This window comes from Micromonospora thermarum (genome assembly GCF_012034245.1).
Taxonomy (GTDB): Bacteria; Actinomycetota; Actinomycetes; order Mycobacteriales; family Micromonosporaceae; genus Micromonospora; species Micromonospora thermarum.
In genome coordinates, this window is the sequence record NZ_JAATEO010000020.1 from 93,405 (window position 1) to 111,160 (window position 17,756).

A 17,756-nucleotide genomic window follows, 5' to 3' on the forward strand; every position below is an offset into this window, starting at 1 on the left:
GTGGCTCAGGCCACGCCGAGGTCCGGCCGAGGGGTCAGGACGGGGTCCCGGTTCCACCGGAGACGTCCCTCGCGAGCAGGCCGTCGGGGCCGACGGTGAAACCGCCGGCGAACGGCGCGCCGAAGCCGCCGAGCAGGTCGGCGAACCACCGCGCGTCGTCCGGGCCCGCGCGCTCCAGCCGCAGCCGCCGCATCCGCACCGGGACGGCCCGCAGGCGGAGCAGCCGGCCGGTCGCCCGGTCGAGCGTGGGCAGCCAGAGCAGGCGCAGCTCCGGCCGGTACTTCTCGTACCCGCTGATGCCCTCGTAGTCGTCGACGACGTCGCCGCAGCCGTAGAGGACCAGCCGGTCCCGGTACACCTCGACCGGGCGCGGGTGGTGGGAGGAGTGCCCGTGCACCACGTCCACGCCGGCGTCGACGAGGCGGTGGGCGAACGCCACGTGCTCGGGCGGCACCTCGTACCCCCAGTTGGTGCCCCAGTGCACGGAGACCACGACCCGGTCACCCGGCCGCGCCTCGGCGGCGATCCGGGCGGCGAGGGCCTCCGCCGACGCGGCCGACACCTCCGGCAGGTACGCGACGCCCGGGCCGTCGTCGGTCGCCGCCCAGTACGGTGGCACGCCGCTCGACGGCGCGGCCACCGACCAGACCAGCAGGCGGTGGTCTGCGAGAGGCACCGCGGCGGGCCGCCAGGCGGCGGTGGCGTCCGGCCCGGCGCCGGCGGTCGCCACCCCCGCTCCGGCGAGCGCGTCCAGGGTGTCGGCGAGCCCGACCGGCCCGAAGTCGAGGCAGTGGTTGTTGGCCAGCACGCAGACGTCGAGCCGCGCGGCGGTCAGTGCGGAAACGTTCGCCGGGTGCATCCGGTAGTGGATGCCCTTCGTCGGGTCGTGCGTACCCCGCCCGGTCACGGCGGTCTCCAGGTTGACGATCCGCACGTCCGGGGCCACCGCGTCGAGCAGGCCGAGCGCGTCCCCCCAGAGCCGGTGCGGTGGCGCCGGCTTCGGGACGGGACCGTTGGCCGCCTCGGCGAGGGCCACGTACTCCCGGGCGTCGCGCACCGCCGGCTCCCGCAGGTCCGCCGGGGCCGGACGGGCCAGGACCGCGTCGACGCCGCGGCCGGTCATCACGTCGCCCCCGAGCAGGAGCGTCACGTCGCCCATGCGGTCCGTGTTCCCCACCCGGCCGTCCCCTCACCTGCCGCATGAACCCGTCGCCCTTGGGTAGCAGGGCCGCCATGACCGAGGACGTGACGGTGGTCGTGGCCACCCGCAACCGGCGCGCGCGGCTGCTGGAGACGCTGGCCCGGCACGAGGCGCCGGTGATCGTGGTGGACAACGGCTCGGACGACGGCACGCCCGAGGCGGTGTCGAACGCCTTCCCCGGGGTGCGGGTGGTGCGACTGGGCCGGAACGCCGGTGCCGGGGCCGCCCGCAACGTCGGCGTGGAACTCGCCGGCACGCCGTTCGTCGCGTTCGCCGACGACGACTCGTACTGGGCGCCGGGCGCGCTGGCCGAGGCGGTGCGAGTGTTGCGGGCCCACCCGGGTACCGGGCTGATCGCCGGGCAGGTCCGCGTCGGCCGGGAGGGGCGGCTCGACCCGGTGTCGGCGGAGATGGCCCGGTCGCCGCTGGGCACCCGACCGGGGGCGCCGGGCCCGTCGGTGCTGGGCTTCCCGGCCTGCGCGGTGGTGCTGCGCCGTGCGGCGGTCCGGCAGGTCGGTGGGTTCACCGAGCGCCTGGGGACGTACGGCGAGGAGGCGCTGCTGGCGATGGACCTGGCCGCGGCCGGCTGGCAGCTGGCGTACGTCGAGGACGTCGTCGCCCACCACCTGCCGCTGCCGGCGGGCCGGAACCGGGACGAGCGGCACCGGATCGAGGCCCGCAACCGGGTGCTGACCGCCGCCCTGCGCCGCCCCACCGGGGTGGTGCTGCGCGCGGCTGCCGACGCGTTGCGGAACCCGGCCGGCCGGCGGGGGCTGCTCGACGCGGGCCGGGCACTGGGTTGGGTGGTACGGCACCGCCGCCGCCTGCCCGACGAGGTCGAGGCGGCCCTGCGCCTGCTGGAGCGCGATGTGGCCGCCGAGCCGGCGCCGGTCGCCGCGGCGGTGTCGGCGGGGAACTGACCCGTCGCGTCCGCGGGCCGCCTTGCGGGGTGACCACGACGGGCGGCCTGCGGCCGTGGTACCGGCCGATGAGGGCCCACGAGCGCGACGAGGAGCATCGCTCGGCGACGCCGCTGGAGCTCTTCTTCGACCTCTGTTTCGTGGTGGCGGTCGCTCAGGCGGCGGCCAACCTGCACCACGAGCTGTCCGAGGGACACGTCGGTGAGGCGGTGGGCAGCTACCTGATGCTCTTCTTCGCCATCTGGTGGGCGTGGATGAACTTCACCTGGTTCGCCTCCGCGTACGACACGGACGACGACGTCTACCGGATCACCACGCTGGTGCAGATCAGCGGCGCGCTGATCCTGGCCGCCGGCGTGCCCCGCGCCTTCGTCGAGAACGACTTCAGCGTCATCACGTACGGGTACGTGGTGATGCGCCTCGCGGCCGTCACGCAGTGGATCCGGGCGGCGGTCGGCGACCCCGGCCATCGGGCGGCCGACCTCCGGTACGGGATCGGCGTCAGTCTGGTGCAGGCGGGCTGGCTGCTGCGGCTGCTGCTCCCCGACGACTGGAGGACGCCCTCCTTCGTGTTGCTGGTGGTGGCGGACCTGCTCGTGCCGGTGGTCGCCGAGCGACCCGGGATGACGCCGTGGCACCCCCGCCACATCGTCGAGCGGTACGGGCTGTTCACCCTGATCGTGCTCGGCGAGGTGGTGCTGGCGACCTCGATCGCCGTGCAGACCGGGGTGGACGCCGGCGACACCGGGCTGTGGCACCTGGCGGCGGCCGGCGCATTGATCGTCTACGCGCTCTGGTGGCTGTACTTCGACCGCGAGATCCGGGTGTCCCCCCGGTTGTCCCGCGGGTTGACCTGGGGCTACGGCCACTACCTGGTCTTCGCCGGCATCGCCGCCGTGGGCGCCGGGCTGGAGGTGGCGGTGGACCACCGACGCCACATCGGGCACGTCACCGGGACGGTGGTGGGGTACGCGGTGGCCGTGCCGGTGGCCGTGTACCTGCTCACCGTCTGGGTGCTGCACATCTGGGGACAGCAGCGCGCCTCCGTGGTGGTGGCGTTCCCGGTGACCGCGGCGCTGGTGCTGCTCGCCCCGCTGACACCGGGATCGGTCTACCTGGTGGCGGCGTCGCTCCTCGCGCTCGTGGTGGTCACCGTGCTGGTCCGGCAGCGGGAGATCCGGGCGGCGTCATGACCGGACGGCGTCGCCGTCGACCGGGACCTCGGCCGGGGAACCCTCCTCCCAGAAGTCGAGCAGCATGCGGTGGAACTCCTCGGTCCGCTCGATCTGCGGCATGTGACCGCAGTCGCGGAACAGGTGGGTGCGGGCCCGGGGCAGCCGCGCCCGCGCCGCCTCCAGGTGCGTCGCCGGCAGGATCAGGTCCCGGTCGCCCCACACGATCAGCGTCGGCAGATCGAGCTTCTCCATCCGGGCCAGCAGGTCCTCCCGCCACTGCGGGCTGACCCCGCGGAGGGTGCCGAGGTTGTGGGCGGTCTCCAGCATCACCCGCGCGGCGTGCGGCTGGCGGGCGATCTCCAGGGCGTACGCGATCCGCTCGGCGGTGGCGAACGCCGGGTCGTGGAAGAGGGCGCGCTCGGCGCGGCGCGCCGACCACCGGCTGGGCCGCAGCAGCAGCCGCCCGAACGGGCGCAGCGCGAGCAGCCGCAGCAGGATCGTCACCTCGCTGCCGAAGCCGGCGGGCGTGATGAGCCCGAGGCTGGCCACCCGGGCCGGCTCGGTGGCCGCGAACTGCATGGCGACCGCGCCGCCGAGGGAGTTGCCGACGAGGTGCGCCGGCCGGTCCACACCGACCACGTCCAGGTAGCGGCCGACGAAGCCGGCCAGCTCGGGCAGCGTGTAGGGGGCCGTCATCGGCAGCGACCCGCCGTAGCCGGGCAGGTCGACGCTGTGCACCCGGAACCGCTGCGCGAGCCGCTCGTGCAGGTCGTCGAAGTCGCGCATCGTCCGCCCGATGCCGTGCAGCAGGACCACCGGCGGGCCGTCACCGTCGACCCGGTGACAGACCCGCCGCCCCGCGACGGTGACGTGACGCGGGCGGGGGCGTGCCGAGGAGGCAGGTTCCGTGGTGCTCACGCGAGGTCTCCCGCCGGGTCGGTCGCCGGCGCCGTCTCCGGCTGCCGGGCGGCCGGGATCGGTGGGGGCGCGGACGTCGTGGTGAGGCGGCGGGCCGGGTCGCCGGCCGCGCGGTTGAGCCCGGCCCGTAGCAGCTTCCCGTACGAGGCGGGTGCGATGCGGGCGAGCACGTCGGGCAGCTTCGCCGACCAGCCGATGAGGACCCGGCCGCGACGCCGCTCCACGCCGCGCAGGATCACCTCGGCGGCCTTCGCCGGCGGGATGCTGAGCAGCTTGTCGAACTGCCGCCGGCCCTCCTCGTACTCCTCGCTGGAGACGCCGCTGCCGACGCGGGCGTTCTCGGTGATCCGGGTGGCGATCCCGCCCGGGTGCACGGACGTGACGCCGATGCCGTCGTCGACGAGCTCGTGCCGCAGCACCTCGGTGAAGCCGCGCACGGCGAACTTGCTGGCCGAGTACGCGGCCTGCCCGGGCGGCGCGATCAGCCCGAAGAGGCTGGAGACGTTGACCAGGTGGGAGCCGGGCTCCGCCTTCAGGGTGGGCAGCAGCGCATGGGTGAGCTGCACGACCGCCCGGAAGTTGATGTCGATGACCCACTGGAACTCGTCCAGGGTCACCTGGTCGAAGCGGCCGCCCAGGGCGACACCGGCGTTGTTGACCAGCAGCCGGATCCGGGGGTGCCGGGCCCGGATCTCCTCGGCCACCCGAGCGGTCGCGGCGGCGTCGGCGAGATCCACGACGTACGTGGTCACCCGCCGGTCCGGATGGGCGGCGCGGATCGCGTCCACCACGGCGTCGAGGCGCCGCGCGTCGCGGTCGAGCAGGACCAGATCGCTGCCGCGCCGGGCCAGCCCGTGGGCGAGCGCCTCGCCGATCCCGCTGGCGGCGCCGGTGACCACGGCGGTCGCGGCGGTGAAGTCGAACCTACGCACGGACGATGCTCCTCTCCGGCGTGCCGGCCCGGGAGAACCGGACGCCCTCGTCGGTGAGCCGGCCGTACCGCATCAGCAGCACGTCCCGGGGGTAGTTCTGGTGCAGCCGCCACGGCGCCCGCGCGCCCTGCTTGGGCAGCGCGTCGACGCTGCGCAGCACGTACCCGGCGGTCAGGTCGATGATCGGGTGCAGGTCGCCGTCGGGCGGCGGCAGCGGCGTGACGACCTGCTGGCCGGTGCGGTCCAGGTGCGCCAGCAGCCGGCACACGTACGTGGCGACCAGGTCGGCCTTCAACGTCCAGGAGGCGTTGGTGTAGCCGATGGTCATCGCGAAGTTGGGGACGCCGGAGAGCATCATGCCCTTGTAGGCCACGGTGTCGGCCAGGTCGACGTCCTCGCCGTCCACGGTGAGCACGGTGTCGCCGAAGGCGAGCAGGTTGAGCCCGGTGGCGGTGACGACGACGTCCGCCGCCAGCTCCTCCCCCGACGTGAGCCGGACGCCGGTCTCGGTGAAGGTCTCGACGGTGTCGGTGACGATCGAGGCGCGGCCCCGCCGGATCGCGTCGAACAGGTCGCCGTCGGGCACCACGCACAGGCGCTGGTCCCACGGGTCGTAGCGGGGCGAGAAGTGCCGGTCGACGTCGTACCCGACCGGCAGCCGGCCCCGCGCGGCCCGGCGCAGCAGGCGCTTCACCAGCGTGGGGGCGCGGCGGCTCAGTTGGAAGTTCGCGGTGGCGAGCAGGACGTTCTTCCAGCGGACCACCGGGTAGACGGCCCGCTCCGGCAGGACGCGGCGCAGCGCGTCGGCGACGACGTCGCGCGAGGGCAGCGCCATGATGTACGTGGGTGAGCGCTGGAGCATGGTGACGTGGGCGGCCTGCTCGGCCAGCGCGGGCACCAGCGTCACCGCCGTGGCGCCGCTGCCGATCACGACGATCCGCTTGCCGGCGTGGTCGAGGTCGTCGGGCCAGTGCTGCGGGTGCACGACCCGCCCGGTGAACCGCTCCACGCCCGGGAAGTCGGGGGTGTAGCCCTCGTCGTAGCGGTAGTAGCCGGAGCAGGTGTGGAGGAACGAGCAGGTCAGCCGGACGTCCTCGCCCGTGTCGGTCCGGTGCGCGTGGACGGTCCAGCGGGCGGTGGTGCTGTCCCACTCGGCGCGGACCACGCGGTGGTGGAACCGGATGTGCTCGGTGACGCCGTACTCGCGGGCGGTCTCCCGGACGTACTGCCGGATGGCGGGCCCGTCGGCGATCGCCTTCGGGTTCGTCCACGGCTTGAACGAGTAGCCGAGGGTGAACATGTCCGAGTCCGACCGGATGCCCGGGTAGCGGAACAGGTCCCAGGTGCCGCCGATCGCGCCCCGGGCCTCCAGCACGGCGTACGTCTTGTCCGGACAGTTGCGCCGCAGGTGGCAGGCGGCGCCGACGCCGGAGAGGCCGGCACCGACGATGAGCACGTCGACGTGGTCGGTGGTGGCCATGTCGTCTCCCGTGACGAGGCGGTGGTGCCGGACACTATCCACCGCCGTCGACACGCGTCAACACCCTGTCGAGAACAATCGACACCCTGTCGACCGGGTGTAACATCCACGGTCATGACGCCCATCGCGACCTCGTCCCCCCGGGGTCGCCGCACGGCGCGCTCCTCAGGGGACGATCGGGAGTCGGCCATCCTCGCCACCGCCGAGCGGCTGCTCGGCGAGCGGACGTTCGCCGACATCTCGATCGACGACCTGGCCCGGGGCGCCGGGATCTCCCGGCCGACGTTCTACTTCTACTTCCCGTCGAAGAACGCCGTCCTGCTGACCCTGCTCGACCGGGTCATCGAGGAGGCGAACGCGGCCGCCGGCGACGTGCTGGACCGGCTCGCCGAGAACCCGCGCGCACGGTGGCGGGAGCTGATCCACCGGTTCCACGAGACGTTCGGCGGTCACCGGGCGGTGGTGCTGGCCTGCGCCCAGGTGCGCGGCACCAACGGGGAGGTGCGCCGGCTCTGGGCGACGGTCATGGAGGGGTGGGTCCAGGCCATCGAGGCGGCGATCGACGCGGAGCGCAGCCGCGGCGCGGCCCCGGACGGGCTGCCCGCCCGGGACCTCGCCATCGCGCTGAACTCGATGAACGAGCGCGTCTGGTACGCGACGTTCGCCGGCGACGGCCCGGCCGTCGCCGAGCCGGACGTGGTCGCCGTGCTCCTCGACGTGTGGCTGGCCGCCATCTACCGCAACGCCACACCCGCACCGTCCTGAGAGACCCGGCGCCCGGACTCAGTCCGACGCCCGGGTGAAGTCCATCGTCCAGTTGGTCTCCCAGGTGTCTCCGGCATCGGTCGAGAAGGCCTGCTCCCAGCGGCAGGAGGTCGGGGTGATCCGGGACCAGATGAACCGGCAGCGGATCGGCCGGCCCTCGTCGACGTCGTCGGCGTAGAAGGTGCCCACGCCGTCGACGAAGCGGCCGACCACGGGCGGCACCTCCAGCACCCCTCGGCGGCTGTTCACCCAGTAGATCGACCACGTGCCGGCGGCGGGATCGAAGATCCGGACGGTGGCGCCGGAGAACCCCCGCGTCGGGAAGGTGATCTCGTCGAAGCTGCCGGCGCCGTCGAAGAACCGCCGCGCCACGCTGCGGCCGGGGAACTCGTCCCAGTCGTCGCTCCCGACGTGCCGCGTGGTCAACCGCCGGTTCGCCACGTCCCAGGTGCCGACGAAGAAGTCGAAGTCGCCCATCAGCGCCCCACCGGCCCCTCGGCCCGGGTGTCGGCGACGTACGCCTCGACGTCCGGCTGCTCGGGCGCGAGCACGTGCCGGATCCAGGCGGCCCGCTCGTGCTCCAGCACGCCCAACTCCCAGACGCAGCCCGCCACCGGCCGGCGCATCTCCACGAAGTGCGTCGGGTCGTCGTCCGGGCAGCCGATCGCCGGTTGGCCCGCCTCGGCGACGTGCGCCTCCACCACGTTGTCGAAGAACCAGGTGTACGCGAGCAGGTACGCCCCGGTGTCCGCACCCCGGTGCAGAACCACCCAGCTCACGGGCGGGGTCCCGTCGGTACCGGCGGGCGGCAGCAGGCGGGGCAGGAACGCGTACGCCGCCCGCTCCGCCTCCGGTTCGAGCGGGCGCTCCGGCTGATCGATGTGGTACCGCTTGACACGCCGTCCGGCCACCGTGACGGGCGCCGGTACGCGGAGTTCCTTGTCGCGAAATGCCATGCCGGGACGGTACGGAGGCTTCCCTGACACGTAGTGTCAGTGGAGTGCGGGCCAGTCGACTCCTCTCCCTGCTGTTGCTGCTCCAGACGCACGGCCGGATGACCGCCGCGCAGCTCGCCGAGCGGCTGGAGGTCTCCGTCCGCACGGTCTACCGCGACGTCGAGTCCCTGCACGCGGCCGGCATCCCGCTGTACGGGGAGGCCGGGCACGCCGGGGGCTACCAGCTGGTCGACGGGTGGCGTACCCGGCTCACCGGGCTGACCGCCGAGGAGGCGGAGCGGCTCTTCCTGGCCGGCCTGCCCGGGCCGGCGGCCGAGCTGGGCTACGGCGCGGTGGTCGCCACCGTGCAGCGGAAGCTGCACGCCGCGCTGCCGTCCGCGCTGGCCGACCGCGCGGCGCGACTCCAGCAGCGCTTCCACCTGGACACGCCCGGCTGGTACGCCGACGGCGACGCCTCGCCACACCTCGCCGAGGTGGCGGAGGCGGTGTGGCGGCAGCGCCGGGTGGCGGTGCGCTACCGCAGCTGGAACGGGGAGACCGAGCGGACGCTGGAGCCGTACGGCCTGGTCCTCAAGGGCGGCCGGTGGTACGTGGTGGCCGGCCGACCGGGGCGGGATGGCGCGGCGACCTACCGGGTCAGTCAGATCCTGGCGCTCACCCCGCTCGACGAGGACTTCGACCGGCCCGCCGGGTTCGACCTGCCGGCCTGGTGGCGGGCGCACGTGGTGCACTTCCGGGCCGGACTGCACCGCGACGAGGCCGCGATCCGGCTCTCGCCACGAGGCCGGGAACGGCTACGGGAGATCGCCAGCGACGTGGTGGTCGCCGCCGCCGAGGGGTCCGCCGGCCCGCCCGACGACGCGGGCTGGGTGACCGCCGTGGTGCCGATCGAGTCGCTCACCCACGCGCACGGCGACCTGCTGCGGCTCGGCGCCGACGTGGAGGTGCTGTCCCCTCCCGAGCTGCGGGCCCGCCTGGCGGCCACCGCCGCCGGGCTGGCCGCGCTCTACGCGGCGACCTCCACCGGCTCGTCCGCCGTGGCCGGCTGACGCCGCGAACGCCGACGTGCCGGTCCGTCAGCCGAGCGGCACCTGGACGGCGACGTCGCGCTTCGGGTAGTGCTGTGCCACCTGGTCCGGGCCGTACTTCTCGCCGAACATCGCCACGATGTGCGCCACCCGGTCCGGGTCGGTGATCGGTGTGGCGGGGCCGTTCACCGCGGTGCCGTTGGCGGACACCTCGATCATCGGGGTCTTCCGGACGTTCTTGTACCAGTCGCTGTCCGACCCGGTGATCGGCACCAGGAACATGCTCTCCTCCTCCTGCACGAACCACACCGGGTGGGAGATCTGCCGGCCGGTCTTCCGGCCGGTCACGGTGATCTCGACCTCCTGCTCGCCGGCGAAGGCGTCTCTGGCCGCCTCCATGCTCACGCTGGCTCTCCCGTCCTCGGACCTGCTCCTGGTGTCAGGCTATGGACCGGACGGCCGGCCCGGCGTCGGTTCCGCCAGACCGGCCCGGGGTGGCCGGGTCAGTGCCGGCGGAACAGGGCAGAAACTCGGCCGCCGCCCGCGCGGCGCGCGGGAGATCCACTCGGGATGCAGGAAGTCGGGGTGTCCGAACGACCGGGACACCCCGACTTCCTGCATGTCGAGTCGATCATCGGCGGGACCGGTACGCCGCACCGAGGACGGCGACGCCCTCCTCGATGGCGGTCGCCGGGTTGGCCGCGTACCCGAGGACCAGACCGGGCGGCCCGGGCCGCTGCCGGTGCCAGGAGAGCGGCTGGACCTTCACGCCGCGCTCCAGCGCCGCGGTCGCCACGTCCGTGTCCGGCACGTCCCCGTCGAGGGTGACCGTCAGGTGCAGCCCGGCCGCCGCGCCGTGCACGGTCGCGCCGGGCAGATGGCGGGCGATCGCGGCGATCATCGCGTCCCGCCGCCGGACGTGCCGGCGGCGAAGCAGCCGCAGTTGCCGCTCCAGCCCCCCGGAGGTCATCAGCTCGGCGAGCACGAGCTGCGGCAGCACCGCGTTGCCCAGGTCGGCGTTGCGCCGGGCGTCGACCACGGCCGCCCGGTGACGGTCGGGCACGAGCAGCCAGCCGATCCGCAGCGCCGGCGCGAGCAGCTTCGACACGCTGCCGGCGTAGCAGACGCTCTCGGGCAGCGTCGCGCGCAGCGCCGGCACGGGCGGCCGGTCGTACCGGTGCTCGGCGTCGTAGTCGTCCTCGATGACCAGACCGCCGGCCCGCGCCCAGGCGGCGAGCTGCCGGCGGCGGTCCCCGTCGAGCACCACCCCGGTCGGGAACTGGTGCGCCGGGGTGAGCATCACCGCCGGCGCGCCGCAGGCGACCAGGTCGGCCACCCGCACGCCGGCCGCGTCCACCGGGACCGGCGGGGTCTCCACCCGCCAGTTGTTGAGCTGCTGGCGCACGCCGAGCGACCCCGGATCCTCCACCGCGACGCGGGTGATACCGGCGCCGCGCAGCGCCTGGGCCAGCAGGCCGAGCGCCTGCGAGACGCCGGTGGTGACGATGACGTCGGCCGGGTCGACGGTGACACCCCGGTAGCGCGCGAGCCAGGTGGCGACGGCCCGCCGCAGCGCGGGCGCGCCGCGCGGGTCACCGTAGCCGAAGTCCGACGCGACGAGGTGCCGCAGCACGGTCCGCTCGGCGCGCAGCCAGTCCGCGCGGGGGAAGGCGGCCAGGTCGGGTACGCCGGGCGTCAGGTCGATGCGGGCGGGCGCCGCGCGTACCGCGTCGAAGATGTCGGTGCCGGGGGCCGGCGGGAACGGCCGGGCCGGGACCGGCGCGGCGGCCGGAACCGGGGCCGGCGGCACGGCCGGCGCCGCGACCACCACCGTGCCGCCGCGCCCCCGGCCGGCCACGTGCCCCTCCTCCACCATCCGCTGGTACGCCTCGACCACGACGCCCCGGGAGACGCCGAGGTCGGCGGCGAGCACGCGGGTGGCGGGAAGGCGACTCCCGACGGGGATCCGCCCGTCCGCGATGGCGGCGCGCAGCCGGCCGGCGAGCCAGTCCGCGCGACCGCCGGGCGGGGCGTCGGTGACGTCGAGGTGCAGGAAGTCCGACCCGGGGACGGCCGCTTTGGTCCTACCGTCGGGGGCCGGTTTGGCTCTGCTCACCGGACCATCCTGCCCGGCAGGGTGGGCACATGACCATCGCCTTCCTGGTGACCACCCTCGTCGTGGTCGCCACCCCCGGCGCCGGGGTGCTGTTCACCCTCTCCGCCGCGCTGTCCGGTGGCCGCCGGGCCGCCCTGGTCGCCGCGTTCGCCTGCACGGTCGGCATCGTGCCGCACCTCGCGGCGGCGGTGACCGGGCTGGCCGCCCTGCTGCACTCCAGCGCGCTCGCCTTCGGGCTGCTCAAGTACCTCGGCGTGGCGTACCTGCTCTGGCTGGCCGTCGCGACGCTGCGCGACCGGGACGCGATCGCCGCCACCGCACAGCCGGTGCCCCGGTCGGCGGCCCGGACGGTCGGGTCGGCGGTGCTGATGAACCTGCTCAACCCCAAGCTGACGATCTTCTTCGTAGCGTTCCTGCCGCAGTTCGTCGACCCGGACCGGCCGGGGGCGGTGCCCGCCATGCTCGCACTGAGCGCGGTGTTCATGCTGGTGAGCCTGGTCGTGTTCGCGGCGTACGGGCTCTGCGCCGCCGCCGTCCGCCGGCACGTGCTGGACCGGCCCCGCGTGGCCGACTGGCTGCGCCGGGGCGTCGCCGGCTCCTTCCTCGCGCTGGGCCTGCTGCTGGCCCGCGCCGACGCCTGACGGGAGGACGACGTGTACTTCCAGCACTCGCCACGGATCCGCGCGGAGCACCCCGACCTCGTCGTCGGCGTCCTGTACGCCGAGGGCGTGGCCGGCGAGCCCCGCGTCGACCTGCCCGTCGCCGATCTGCACGCGGTGGCCCGGGAGCGGCTGACCACCGGAAGCGAGGGCGGTTTCCCCGAGATCCAGGCGTGGCGGCGGGCGTTCGCCCGGATGGGCCTGGCCCCGACCCGCTACCGCTGCGCCTCCGAGTCCCTGCTGCGGCGGCTGCGTACCGAGGGCACGCTGCCCGTGCTGCACCCCCTGGTGGACCTGGGCAACGCGGTGTCCGCCGCGTACGCGATCCCGGTCGGGATCCTCGACGTCGACCACGTCGCCGGCGGCATCGAGGTGCGGCACGCCCAGGGCGACGAGCGGTACCTGACGTTCACCGGGGCCGAGGAGCACCCCGACCCGGACGAGGTCGTCTTCGCCGACGAGGCGGGGCGGGCGCACGCGCGGCGCTGGACCAACCGGCAGAGCGGCTGGTCGGCGGTGCGCGACGGCACCAGCCGGATCCTCGTCGTGGTCGAGGCGATGCACGCCGGCGCGGACCGGGACGTGCCCCGGCTGCTGGACACCCTGGCCGGGGAGCTGACGCGCGGCTGGGGCGTGGCGGTACGGCGCGCGCTGCTCGGTGCGGCGACGCCCCGGTTCGCGGCCTGACCGCTCGGGCCGGCGGGGGCACCGCGACGGGCGACACCTCGGCTCGCGGCCCGACCGCTCAGGCCGGTGTGGACGCCGCGACGGGCGGCGCCTCGCCACGGGGGCCCTCGTCGCCGGTGCGGTCGGCACCGGCCCGGCCGCCGGCCACCCCTCCGGCGGCGGCCTCACCGGCGGTGGCGACGGTCGCACGATGGTCGGCCGTGCCGTCCGCGCCACCACCGGCGGCCGCCTCGCGCAGCAGGTCGAGGTGACCGAGGTGGCGGGCGGTCTCCGCGACGAGATGGTGCAGGATCCACCGCAGCGTGTGCCGGCCGTTCGCCGCCACGTCGTCCAGGCCGTGCGCGTTGACCACCTCGTCGCAGCGGCGCGACTCGGCCACGTACGCCTCGACCAGCTCGGGCAGCGGCACCCGGTCCGGGGTGGGTGGCGCGCCCACGTCGTCGGTGTCCAGGCCGAACGCGGGCAGGTCCTTCTCGCCTGCGAACCACCGCCGCAGCCAGCACCGCTCGACGTCGCGCAGGTGGCCCACCAGCCGGGGGACGGTCAGCCCACCGGCTGTGGCGACCTGGCGCGCCTCCTCCGGCAGGTCGGCGACGGCGCACACCACCTGGTCCCGCTGGCGTTGCAGGAAGGCCAGCAGCATCTCCCGCTCGTCGGCCGCGTACGTCGTCAGCGACATGTCACTCCTCCTCGGGTGGGATCGTTTCGCCGGTTCTCCGGTACCGGTAGCCGGGGACGGTCTCGCCGAACCAGCCGTTGACGCTGGCCAGCCCCCGGTCGTTGAGCTGGGCGTCGTGGATCGCGACCGTGCGGGCCGCGCCCGCCGCGACCGCGAAGTCGATCGCCTCGGTGAGCTTCAGCCAGGACGCCTGCGCGGGAACGAGCAGCGTGTGCACCCGCCGGCCGGGCGGGTGCAGCGAGTCCCCCGGGTGGTAGACGGCGTCCTCCACCAGGTAGCCCAGGTTGGCGCAGTCCGGCTGGCCACCGTGGATGGTCGCGTGCCGGCCACCGGTGGCGGTGATCGTGAACCCGGCCGCGGTGAAGCGCTGCCCGGCGCCGACCCGGGTCACCGGCAGCGGCGCGGACGCGGGCAGCCGGGCTCCCTCCGGGGCGAAGACCGGCACGCCCAGGCCGGCCAGCCGCAGCACGTCGATGTGGTCGGTGTGCTCGTGGGTGACCAGCACCGCGTCGGCGTCGGCCAGCGCCGCCGGCTCGCTCCAGGTGCCCGGGTCGATCACGAGCACCCGCCCGTCGTGCTCGATCCGGACGCAGGAGTGGGTGAACTTGGTGATCCGCATCGGCCGACCGTACGCGGTCCGGCCGCGGCGCGGTGGCCCACGCCGGCCGCCTCAGCCATGCCCGCCGTGGGCGCTGTGCGCGGGCGGGCGGCCCGGTCGCTGGCCCGGCTCGACGACCACGAACTGACCCATCATCCCGGCGTCCTCGTGGTACAGCAGGTGGCAGTGGTACATGTACGGCACGTCCGGGTCACTGTGGTCGGTGAAGCGCATCGCGATCCGGACCGGTCGTTGGGGCGCCAGGTACACGGTGTCCTTCCAGCCGGCGAGCTCCGGCGGCGGGGCCGCCCCGGCGACGGAGAGCACCTGGAACTGCACGTCGTGGACGTGGAAGTTGTGCGGTGTGCCGTCGATGTTCACCACCTCCCACACCTCGGTGGTGTCCCGGGTGGCGGCGAAGTCGATGCGGTCCATCGCCATCGACTGGCCGTTGATGGCGCGGCCGGCGAACTCCAGGCGGCGGGTCGCGCTCGCCGCGTCGGGGTCGATCCGCTCCATCGGGACCAGCGTGCCGGGCACGGCCGGTGACGGGGTGAGCCGGTCGGCGGCCCGCAGTTGCAGCACGTCGAAGCGGTCCCGGCCACCGGCGAAGCGGTCGGCGAGGAAGCCGGCGCCCAGGTCCGGGGCGGTGCTGCGCAGGGTGACCCGCTCCCCCGGCCGGACGGTCACCACGATCTCGGCGCGCTCGCCGGGTGACAGTTGCACGCGGGTGAGCCGGGCCGGGCGCGGGAGCAGCCCGCCGTCGCTGCCGATGAGGTCGAACGGCCGGTCGTCGGCGAAGCCGAAGTTGTACAGCCGGGCGGTGGAGCCGTTGAGCAGCCGCAGCCGGACCCGCTCGGTGGTCACGTCGAGGTACGGCCCGACCGTGCCGTTGACCAGCAGCGTGTCGCCGAGCACCCCGATCGCGTTGATCATGTTGCGGGTCTTGCGGAACTGCCCGTCGCCGGAGAAGCTCCGGTCCTGCACGATTACCGGGACGTCGTCGACACCGTAGCGCCGCGGCAGCGGCAGGGCGGCCTCACGGTCGTCGTCGACGAGGAACAGGCCGGCGAGGCCGCGGTAGACGTGGTCCTCCGTCTCGCCGTGCGGGTGCGGATGGTACCAGAGCGTCGCCGCCGGCTGGTCGACCGTCCAGGTGGGCGACCAGGTGGCGCCGGGCCGGATCATCTGGTGGGGCCCGCCGTCCATCCGGGCTGGCAGGTGCATGCCGTGCCAGTGCACGCTGGTGCGCCCGGCCAGCCGGTTGACCACGTTGACCACCACCTGCTCACCGCGCCGGGCGCGCAGGGTGGGCCCGAGATAGTCGCCGTCGAAGCCGGCGGTGCGGGTCAGCCGGCCGTCGCCGTGGAAGTCCCGTCGCCCGTCGCGGGCGAGCAGGTCGAAGACCCGCCGCCCGCGCTCGTCCACCCGCGACTCCGCGAGGGGCGGGACGGCCAGCGGGCGGGCGAAGCCGACCTGGTCGACGGTGTCGGTGCCGGCCCGACTGTACGCCCAGCCGCCGGCCGCCACCCCGCCGCAGCAGAGGACGAGGCTGACGGCGAGCAGGCCGAGCAGGAGCCGGACCAGGGGTCGTCGTCGGGCGGCCACGATGGCACCTCCAGTAGGGTCGGTACCTGTAGTCTCGCTTCCTATCGGGCGGGAAGCCACCCCATCGGCCCGAATTCCGGGGTTCTCTCCGGGATGCCCCGGAGGGCAACCCGCCCCGCCGGGTGCCGCGGTGCCGGATGATCGGGGTGTGGACTCCCGACCGGAACGCGGCCACCGGTGCGTCCCGCACACCGCGGACGTGCGGATCGAGGCCTGGGCGCCGACACGGGAGGCCTGCGTGGCGGAGGCGGTCACCGCCCTGGTGGACAGTTTCACCGACCCGGGCGGGGCCCGCCCGGCCGCCGACCGGGAGTTCCACACCCCGCCCGCCGACGACCAGGACCTGCTGGTGGACGTGCTCGACGAGGTGATCTTCCGGATGGACACCACCGGGGAGCTGCCGCTGCGCACCGAGGTCACCGACGACGGCGACGGCGGGCTGCGGGTGCGCTGGCAGACGGTCGGCACCGACGCGCTGGAGCTGATCGGGGCGGTCCCCAAGGCGGTCGCCCTGCACGAGCTACGGTTCGGCCCCGACGGGCCGGGCTGGTCCTGCGCGGTGACCCTCGACGTGTGAGGCCCCGTCGGTCAGCCCTTGACCACGCCGATCGGCACCAGGCGGGCCACCTTCCGGCACAGCCCCGCCCCCTCGGCCGCCTCGACCACGGCGGAGACGTCCTTGTACGCCGCCGGCATCTCCTCGGCCAGCCCGCGCCGCGAGGCGCCGCGTACCGCGATGTCCTGGTCCTCCAACTGGCGGCGCGGGTCGAGGCCGCGCTCGGCCTTGACCGCCTGCTTGCGGCTCTGCACCCGACCCGCGCCGTGGCAGGTGGACGCGAACGCGGGCGAGCCGGCCACCCCGGTGAGGACGTACGAACCCGTGCCCATGGAGCCCGGGATCAGCACCGGCTGGCCGGCGTCCCGCAGGTCGTCGGGGAGCTCCGGGTGCCCCGGCGGCAGCGCCCGGGTCGCGCCCTTGCGGTGGACGCAGAGGCGCCGGGAGTCCCCGTCGGTCCCGTGGGTCTCGATCTTCGCGAGGTTGTGCGAGATGTCGTAGACCAGGTCGAGGCGGCTGCCGGTGACCCGGCTGAAGACCGTACGGGCGGCATGGGCGAGCAGTTGCCGGTTGGCTCGCGCGTAGTTGGCGGCGGCGGCCATCGCGCCGAGGTAGGCGCGGCCCTCGTGGGAGTCGACCGGTGCGCAGGCGAGCTGCCGGTCCGGCACGTGGATGTTGTACTGGCGCATCACCTTCTCCATCTGCCGGACGTAGTCGGTGCAGATCTGGTGGCCCAGGCCCCGGGAACCGCTGTGGATCATGACGGTGACCTGACCCGGCCGCAGGCCGAACGCGGTGGCCACCGCCTCGTCGTAGACCTCCTCGACCGCCTGCACCTCCAGGAAGTGGTTGCCCGAGCCGAGGCTGCCCACCTGTCGGGCGCCCCGCTCGATGGCCCGCTCGCTCACCTGCGCCGGGTTCGCGTCGTCCACCGCGCCGTAGTCCTCGCAGCGCTCCAGGTCCCGCTCGACGCCGAAGCCGCGCTCGACCGCGTACCGGGACCCGCCGCGCAGCACCGCGTCGAGTTCCTCACCCTTGGACAGGTGCCACACCGCCCCCTTCCCCATCCCGCGCGGGGTGGCCTCCCCCAGGCCGTCCATCACGGCGCCGAGCTTCGGGCGCAGCCCGGCCAGGTCCAGGTCGGCGGCGAGCAGCCGGACGCCGCAGGAGATGTCGAAACCCACCCCACCCGGCGAGACCACCCCGCCGTGCTCGACGTCGGTGGCCGCGACCCCGCCGATCGGGAAGCCGTAGCCCCAGTGGATGTCGGGCATGGCGTACGAGGCGTCGACGATGCCCGGCAGGGTGGCGACGTTGGCCACCTGCTCCAGCGACTTGTCCGCCCCGGCGTCGGGCAGCAGCGACTCGGACGCGAACACCACGCCCGGCACCCGCATCGGGTCGTGCCGGTCGATGCGGAAGCGGTAGGGCGACTCCTCGACCAACTCCATCCGCGCGACCTACCCGGTGCGGCCGGT

At 74.6% G+C, this 17,756-nt stretch carries 19 protein-coding genes; 7 read left to right on the forward strand and 12 right to left on the reverse strand.

Annotated features, from left to right (window positions below; translation table 11 throughout):
- Positions 1-34: 34 nt before the first annotated feature.
- Positions 35-1,177, reverse strand: a complete 1,143-nt coding sequence (locus HCJ94_RS19025) for a CapA family protein (RefSeq protein ID WP_205801519.1) — start codon at positions 1,175-1,177, stop codon at positions 35-37.
- A gap of 56 nt (positions 1,178-1,233) precedes the next feature.
- Between HCJ94_RS19025 and HCJ94_RS19030 the strand changes: the two genes are divergently transcribed.
- The gene (locus tag HCJ94_RS19030; protein WP_168002368.1) at positions 1,234-2,121 is read left to right on the forward strand and encodes a glycosyltransferase family 2 protein; all 888 of its coding nucleotides are present in this window, start codon (positions 1,234-1,236) and stop codon (positions 2,119-2,121) included.
- Positions 2,122-2,189: 68 nt separating this feature from the next.
- Complete coding sequence (locus HCJ94_RS19035; protein ID WP_168002369.1) at positions 2,190-3,314, forward strand: low temperature requirement protein A; 1,125 nt, start codon at positions 2,190-2,192, stop codon at positions 3,312-3,314.
- Here HCJ94_RS19035 and HCJ94_RS19040 read toward each other — a convergent pair.
- From HCJ94_RS19040 to HCJ94_RS19050, 3 genes are read right to left on the reverse strand one after another with little or no spacing between them, the layout of a single operon-like run.
- Positions 3,309-4,214, reverse strand: coding sequence for an alpha/beta fold hydrolase (locus HCJ94_RS19040; RefSeq protein ID WP_168002370.1), 906 nt, complete (start codon positions 4,212-4,214; stop codon positions 3,309-3,311). The genes HCJ94_RS19035 and HCJ94_RS19040 overlap by 6 nt on opposite strands.
- Positions 4,211-5,146, reverse strand: coding sequence for an SDR family NAD(P)-dependent oxidoreductase (locus tag HCJ94_RS19045; RefSeq protein WP_168002371.1), 936 nt, complete (start codon positions 5,144-5,146; stop codon positions 4,211-4,213). Before HCJ94_RS19045 ends, HCJ94_RS19040 begins: the two co-directional genes overlap by 4 nt.
- Positions 5,139-6,626, reverse strand: a complete 1,488-nt coding sequence (locus tag HCJ94_RS19050) for a flavin-containing monooxygenase (protein ID WP_168002372.1) — start codon at positions 6,624-6,626, stop codon at positions 5,139-5,141. The genes HCJ94_RS19045 and HCJ94_RS19050 overlap by 8 nt, the downstream gene beginning before the upstream one ends.
- Positions 6,627-6,740: 114 nt before the next feature.
- Here HCJ94_RS19050 and HCJ94_RS19055 point away from each other — a divergent pair, with 114 nt between their 5' ends.
- A complete protein-coding gene (locus tag HCJ94_RS19055; RefSeq protein WP_168002373.1) occupies positions 6,741-7,391 on the forward strand; it encodes a TetR/AcrR family transcriptional regulator in 651 nt (216 codons plus the stop codon).
- An 18-nt stretch (positions 7,392-7,409) separates the two neighbouring features.
- On the opposite strand, the gene HCJ94_RS19060 is transcribed toward HCJ94_RS19055, so the two are convergent.
- Positions 7,410-7,868, reverse strand: a complete 459-nt coding sequence (locus HCJ94_RS19060) for a hypothetical protein (RefSeq protein ID WP_168002374.1) — start codon at positions 7,866-7,868, stop codon at positions 7,410-7,412.
- Complete coding sequence (locus tag HCJ94_RS19065) at positions 7,868-8,347, reverse strand: hypothetical protein (protein ID WP_168002375.1); 480 nt, start codon at positions 8,345-8,347, stop codon at positions 7,868-7,870. The genes HCJ94_RS19060 and HCJ94_RS19065 overlap by 1 nt, the downstream gene beginning before the upstream one ends.
- Before the next feature lie 44 nt (positions 8,348-8,391).
- Here HCJ94_RS19065 and HCJ94_RS19070 point away from each other — a divergent pair, with 44 nt between their 5' ends.
- Complete coding sequence (locus HCJ94_RS19070) at positions 8,392-9,396, forward strand: helix-turn-helix transcriptional regulator (RefSeq protein WP_309227342.1); 1,005 nt, start codon at positions 8,392-8,394, stop codon at positions 9,394-9,396.
- A 27-nt stretch (positions 9,397-9,423) separates the two neighbouring features.
- Here the strand turns inward: HCJ94_RS19070 and HCJ94_RS19075 are convergent, their stop codons facing one another.
- Together HCJ94_RS19075 and pdxR are read right to left on the reverse strand one after the other, a co-directional pair.
- A complete protein-coding gene (locus tag HCJ94_RS19075; protein WP_168002409.1) occupies positions 9,424-9,774 on the reverse strand; it encodes a nitroreductase/quinone reductase family protein in 351 nt (116 codons plus the stop codon).
- A 232-nt stretch (positions 9,775-10,006) separates the two neighbouring features.
- Positions 10,007-11,491, reverse strand: a complete 1,485-nt coding sequence (gene pdxR, locus HCJ94_RS19080) for a MocR-like pyridoxine biosynthesis transcription factor PdxR (RefSeq protein WP_168002377.1) — start codon at positions 11,489-11,491, stop codon at positions 10,007-10,009.
- Positions 11,492-11,520: 29 nt separating this feature from the next.
- Between pdxR and HCJ94_RS19085 the strand changes: the two genes are divergently transcribed.
- Positions 11,521-12,132 (forward strand): LysE family translocator, encoded by a 612-nt coding sequence (locus HCJ94_RS19085; RefSeq protein WP_168002378.1) that lies wholly within the window; start codon positions 11,521-11,523, stop codon positions 12,130-12,132.
- 12 nt (positions 12,133-12,144) lie between these two features.
- Positions 12,145-12,837 carry a B3/B4 domain-containing protein gene (locus HCJ94_RS19090; RefSeq protein WP_168002379.1) on the forward strand — a complete coding sequence of 231 codons (693 nt, stop codon included), beginning with the start codon at positions 12,145-12,147 and terminating at the stop codon, positions 12,835-12,837.
- A gap of 58 nt (positions 12,838-12,895) precedes the next feature.
- Here the strand turns inward: HCJ94_RS19090 and HCJ94_RS19095 are convergent, their stop codons facing one another.
- Genes HCJ94_RS19095 through HCJ94_RS19105 form a run of 3 tightly spaced genes read right to left on the reverse strand, consistent with a single transcriptional unit; the run spans position 12,896 to position 15,722 of the window.
- Positions 12,896-13,516: a mycothiol transferase gene (locus HCJ94_RS19095; RefSeq protein WP_168002380.1), complete on the reverse strand. Its 621-nt coding sequence runs from the start codon at positions 13,514-13,516 to the stop codon at positions 12,896-12,898.
- 1 nt (position 13,517) lies between these two features.
- The gene (locus HCJ94_RS19100; protein WP_168002381.1) at positions 13,518-14,135 is read right to left on the reverse strand and encodes an MBL fold metallo-hydrolase; all 618 of its coding nucleotides are present in this window, start codon (positions 14,133-14,135) and stop codon (positions 13,518-13,520) included.
- Between the two features lie 51 nt (positions 14,136-14,186).
- Positions 14,187-15,722 carry a multicopper oxidase family protein gene (locus tag HCJ94_RS19105; protein WP_168002382.1) on the reverse strand — a complete coding sequence of 512 codons (1,536 nt, stop codon included), beginning with the start codon at positions 15,720-15,722 and terminating at the stop codon, positions 14,187-14,189.
- Positions 15,723-15,870: 148 nt separating this feature from the next.
- On the opposite strand from HCJ94_RS19105, the gene HCJ94_RS19110 reads away from it, so the two are divergent.
- The gene (locus HCJ94_RS19110) at positions 15,871-16,299 is read left to right on the forward strand and encodes an archease (RefSeq protein ID WP_309227343.1); all 429 of its coding nucleotides are present in this window, start codon (positions 15,871-15,873) and stop codon (positions 16,297-16,299) included.
- An 11-nt stretch (positions 16,300-16,310) separates the two neighbouring features.
- Here the strand turns inward: HCJ94_RS19110 and HCJ94_RS19115 are convergent, their stop codons facing one another.
- Positions 16,311-17,729 carry an RtcB family protein gene (locus HCJ94_RS19115; protein WP_168002384.1) on the reverse strand — a complete coding sequence of 473 codons (1,419 nt, stop codon included), beginning with the start codon at positions 17,727-17,729 and terminating at the stop codon, positions 16,311-16,313.
- Positions 17,730-17,756 lie beyond the last annotated feature (27 nt).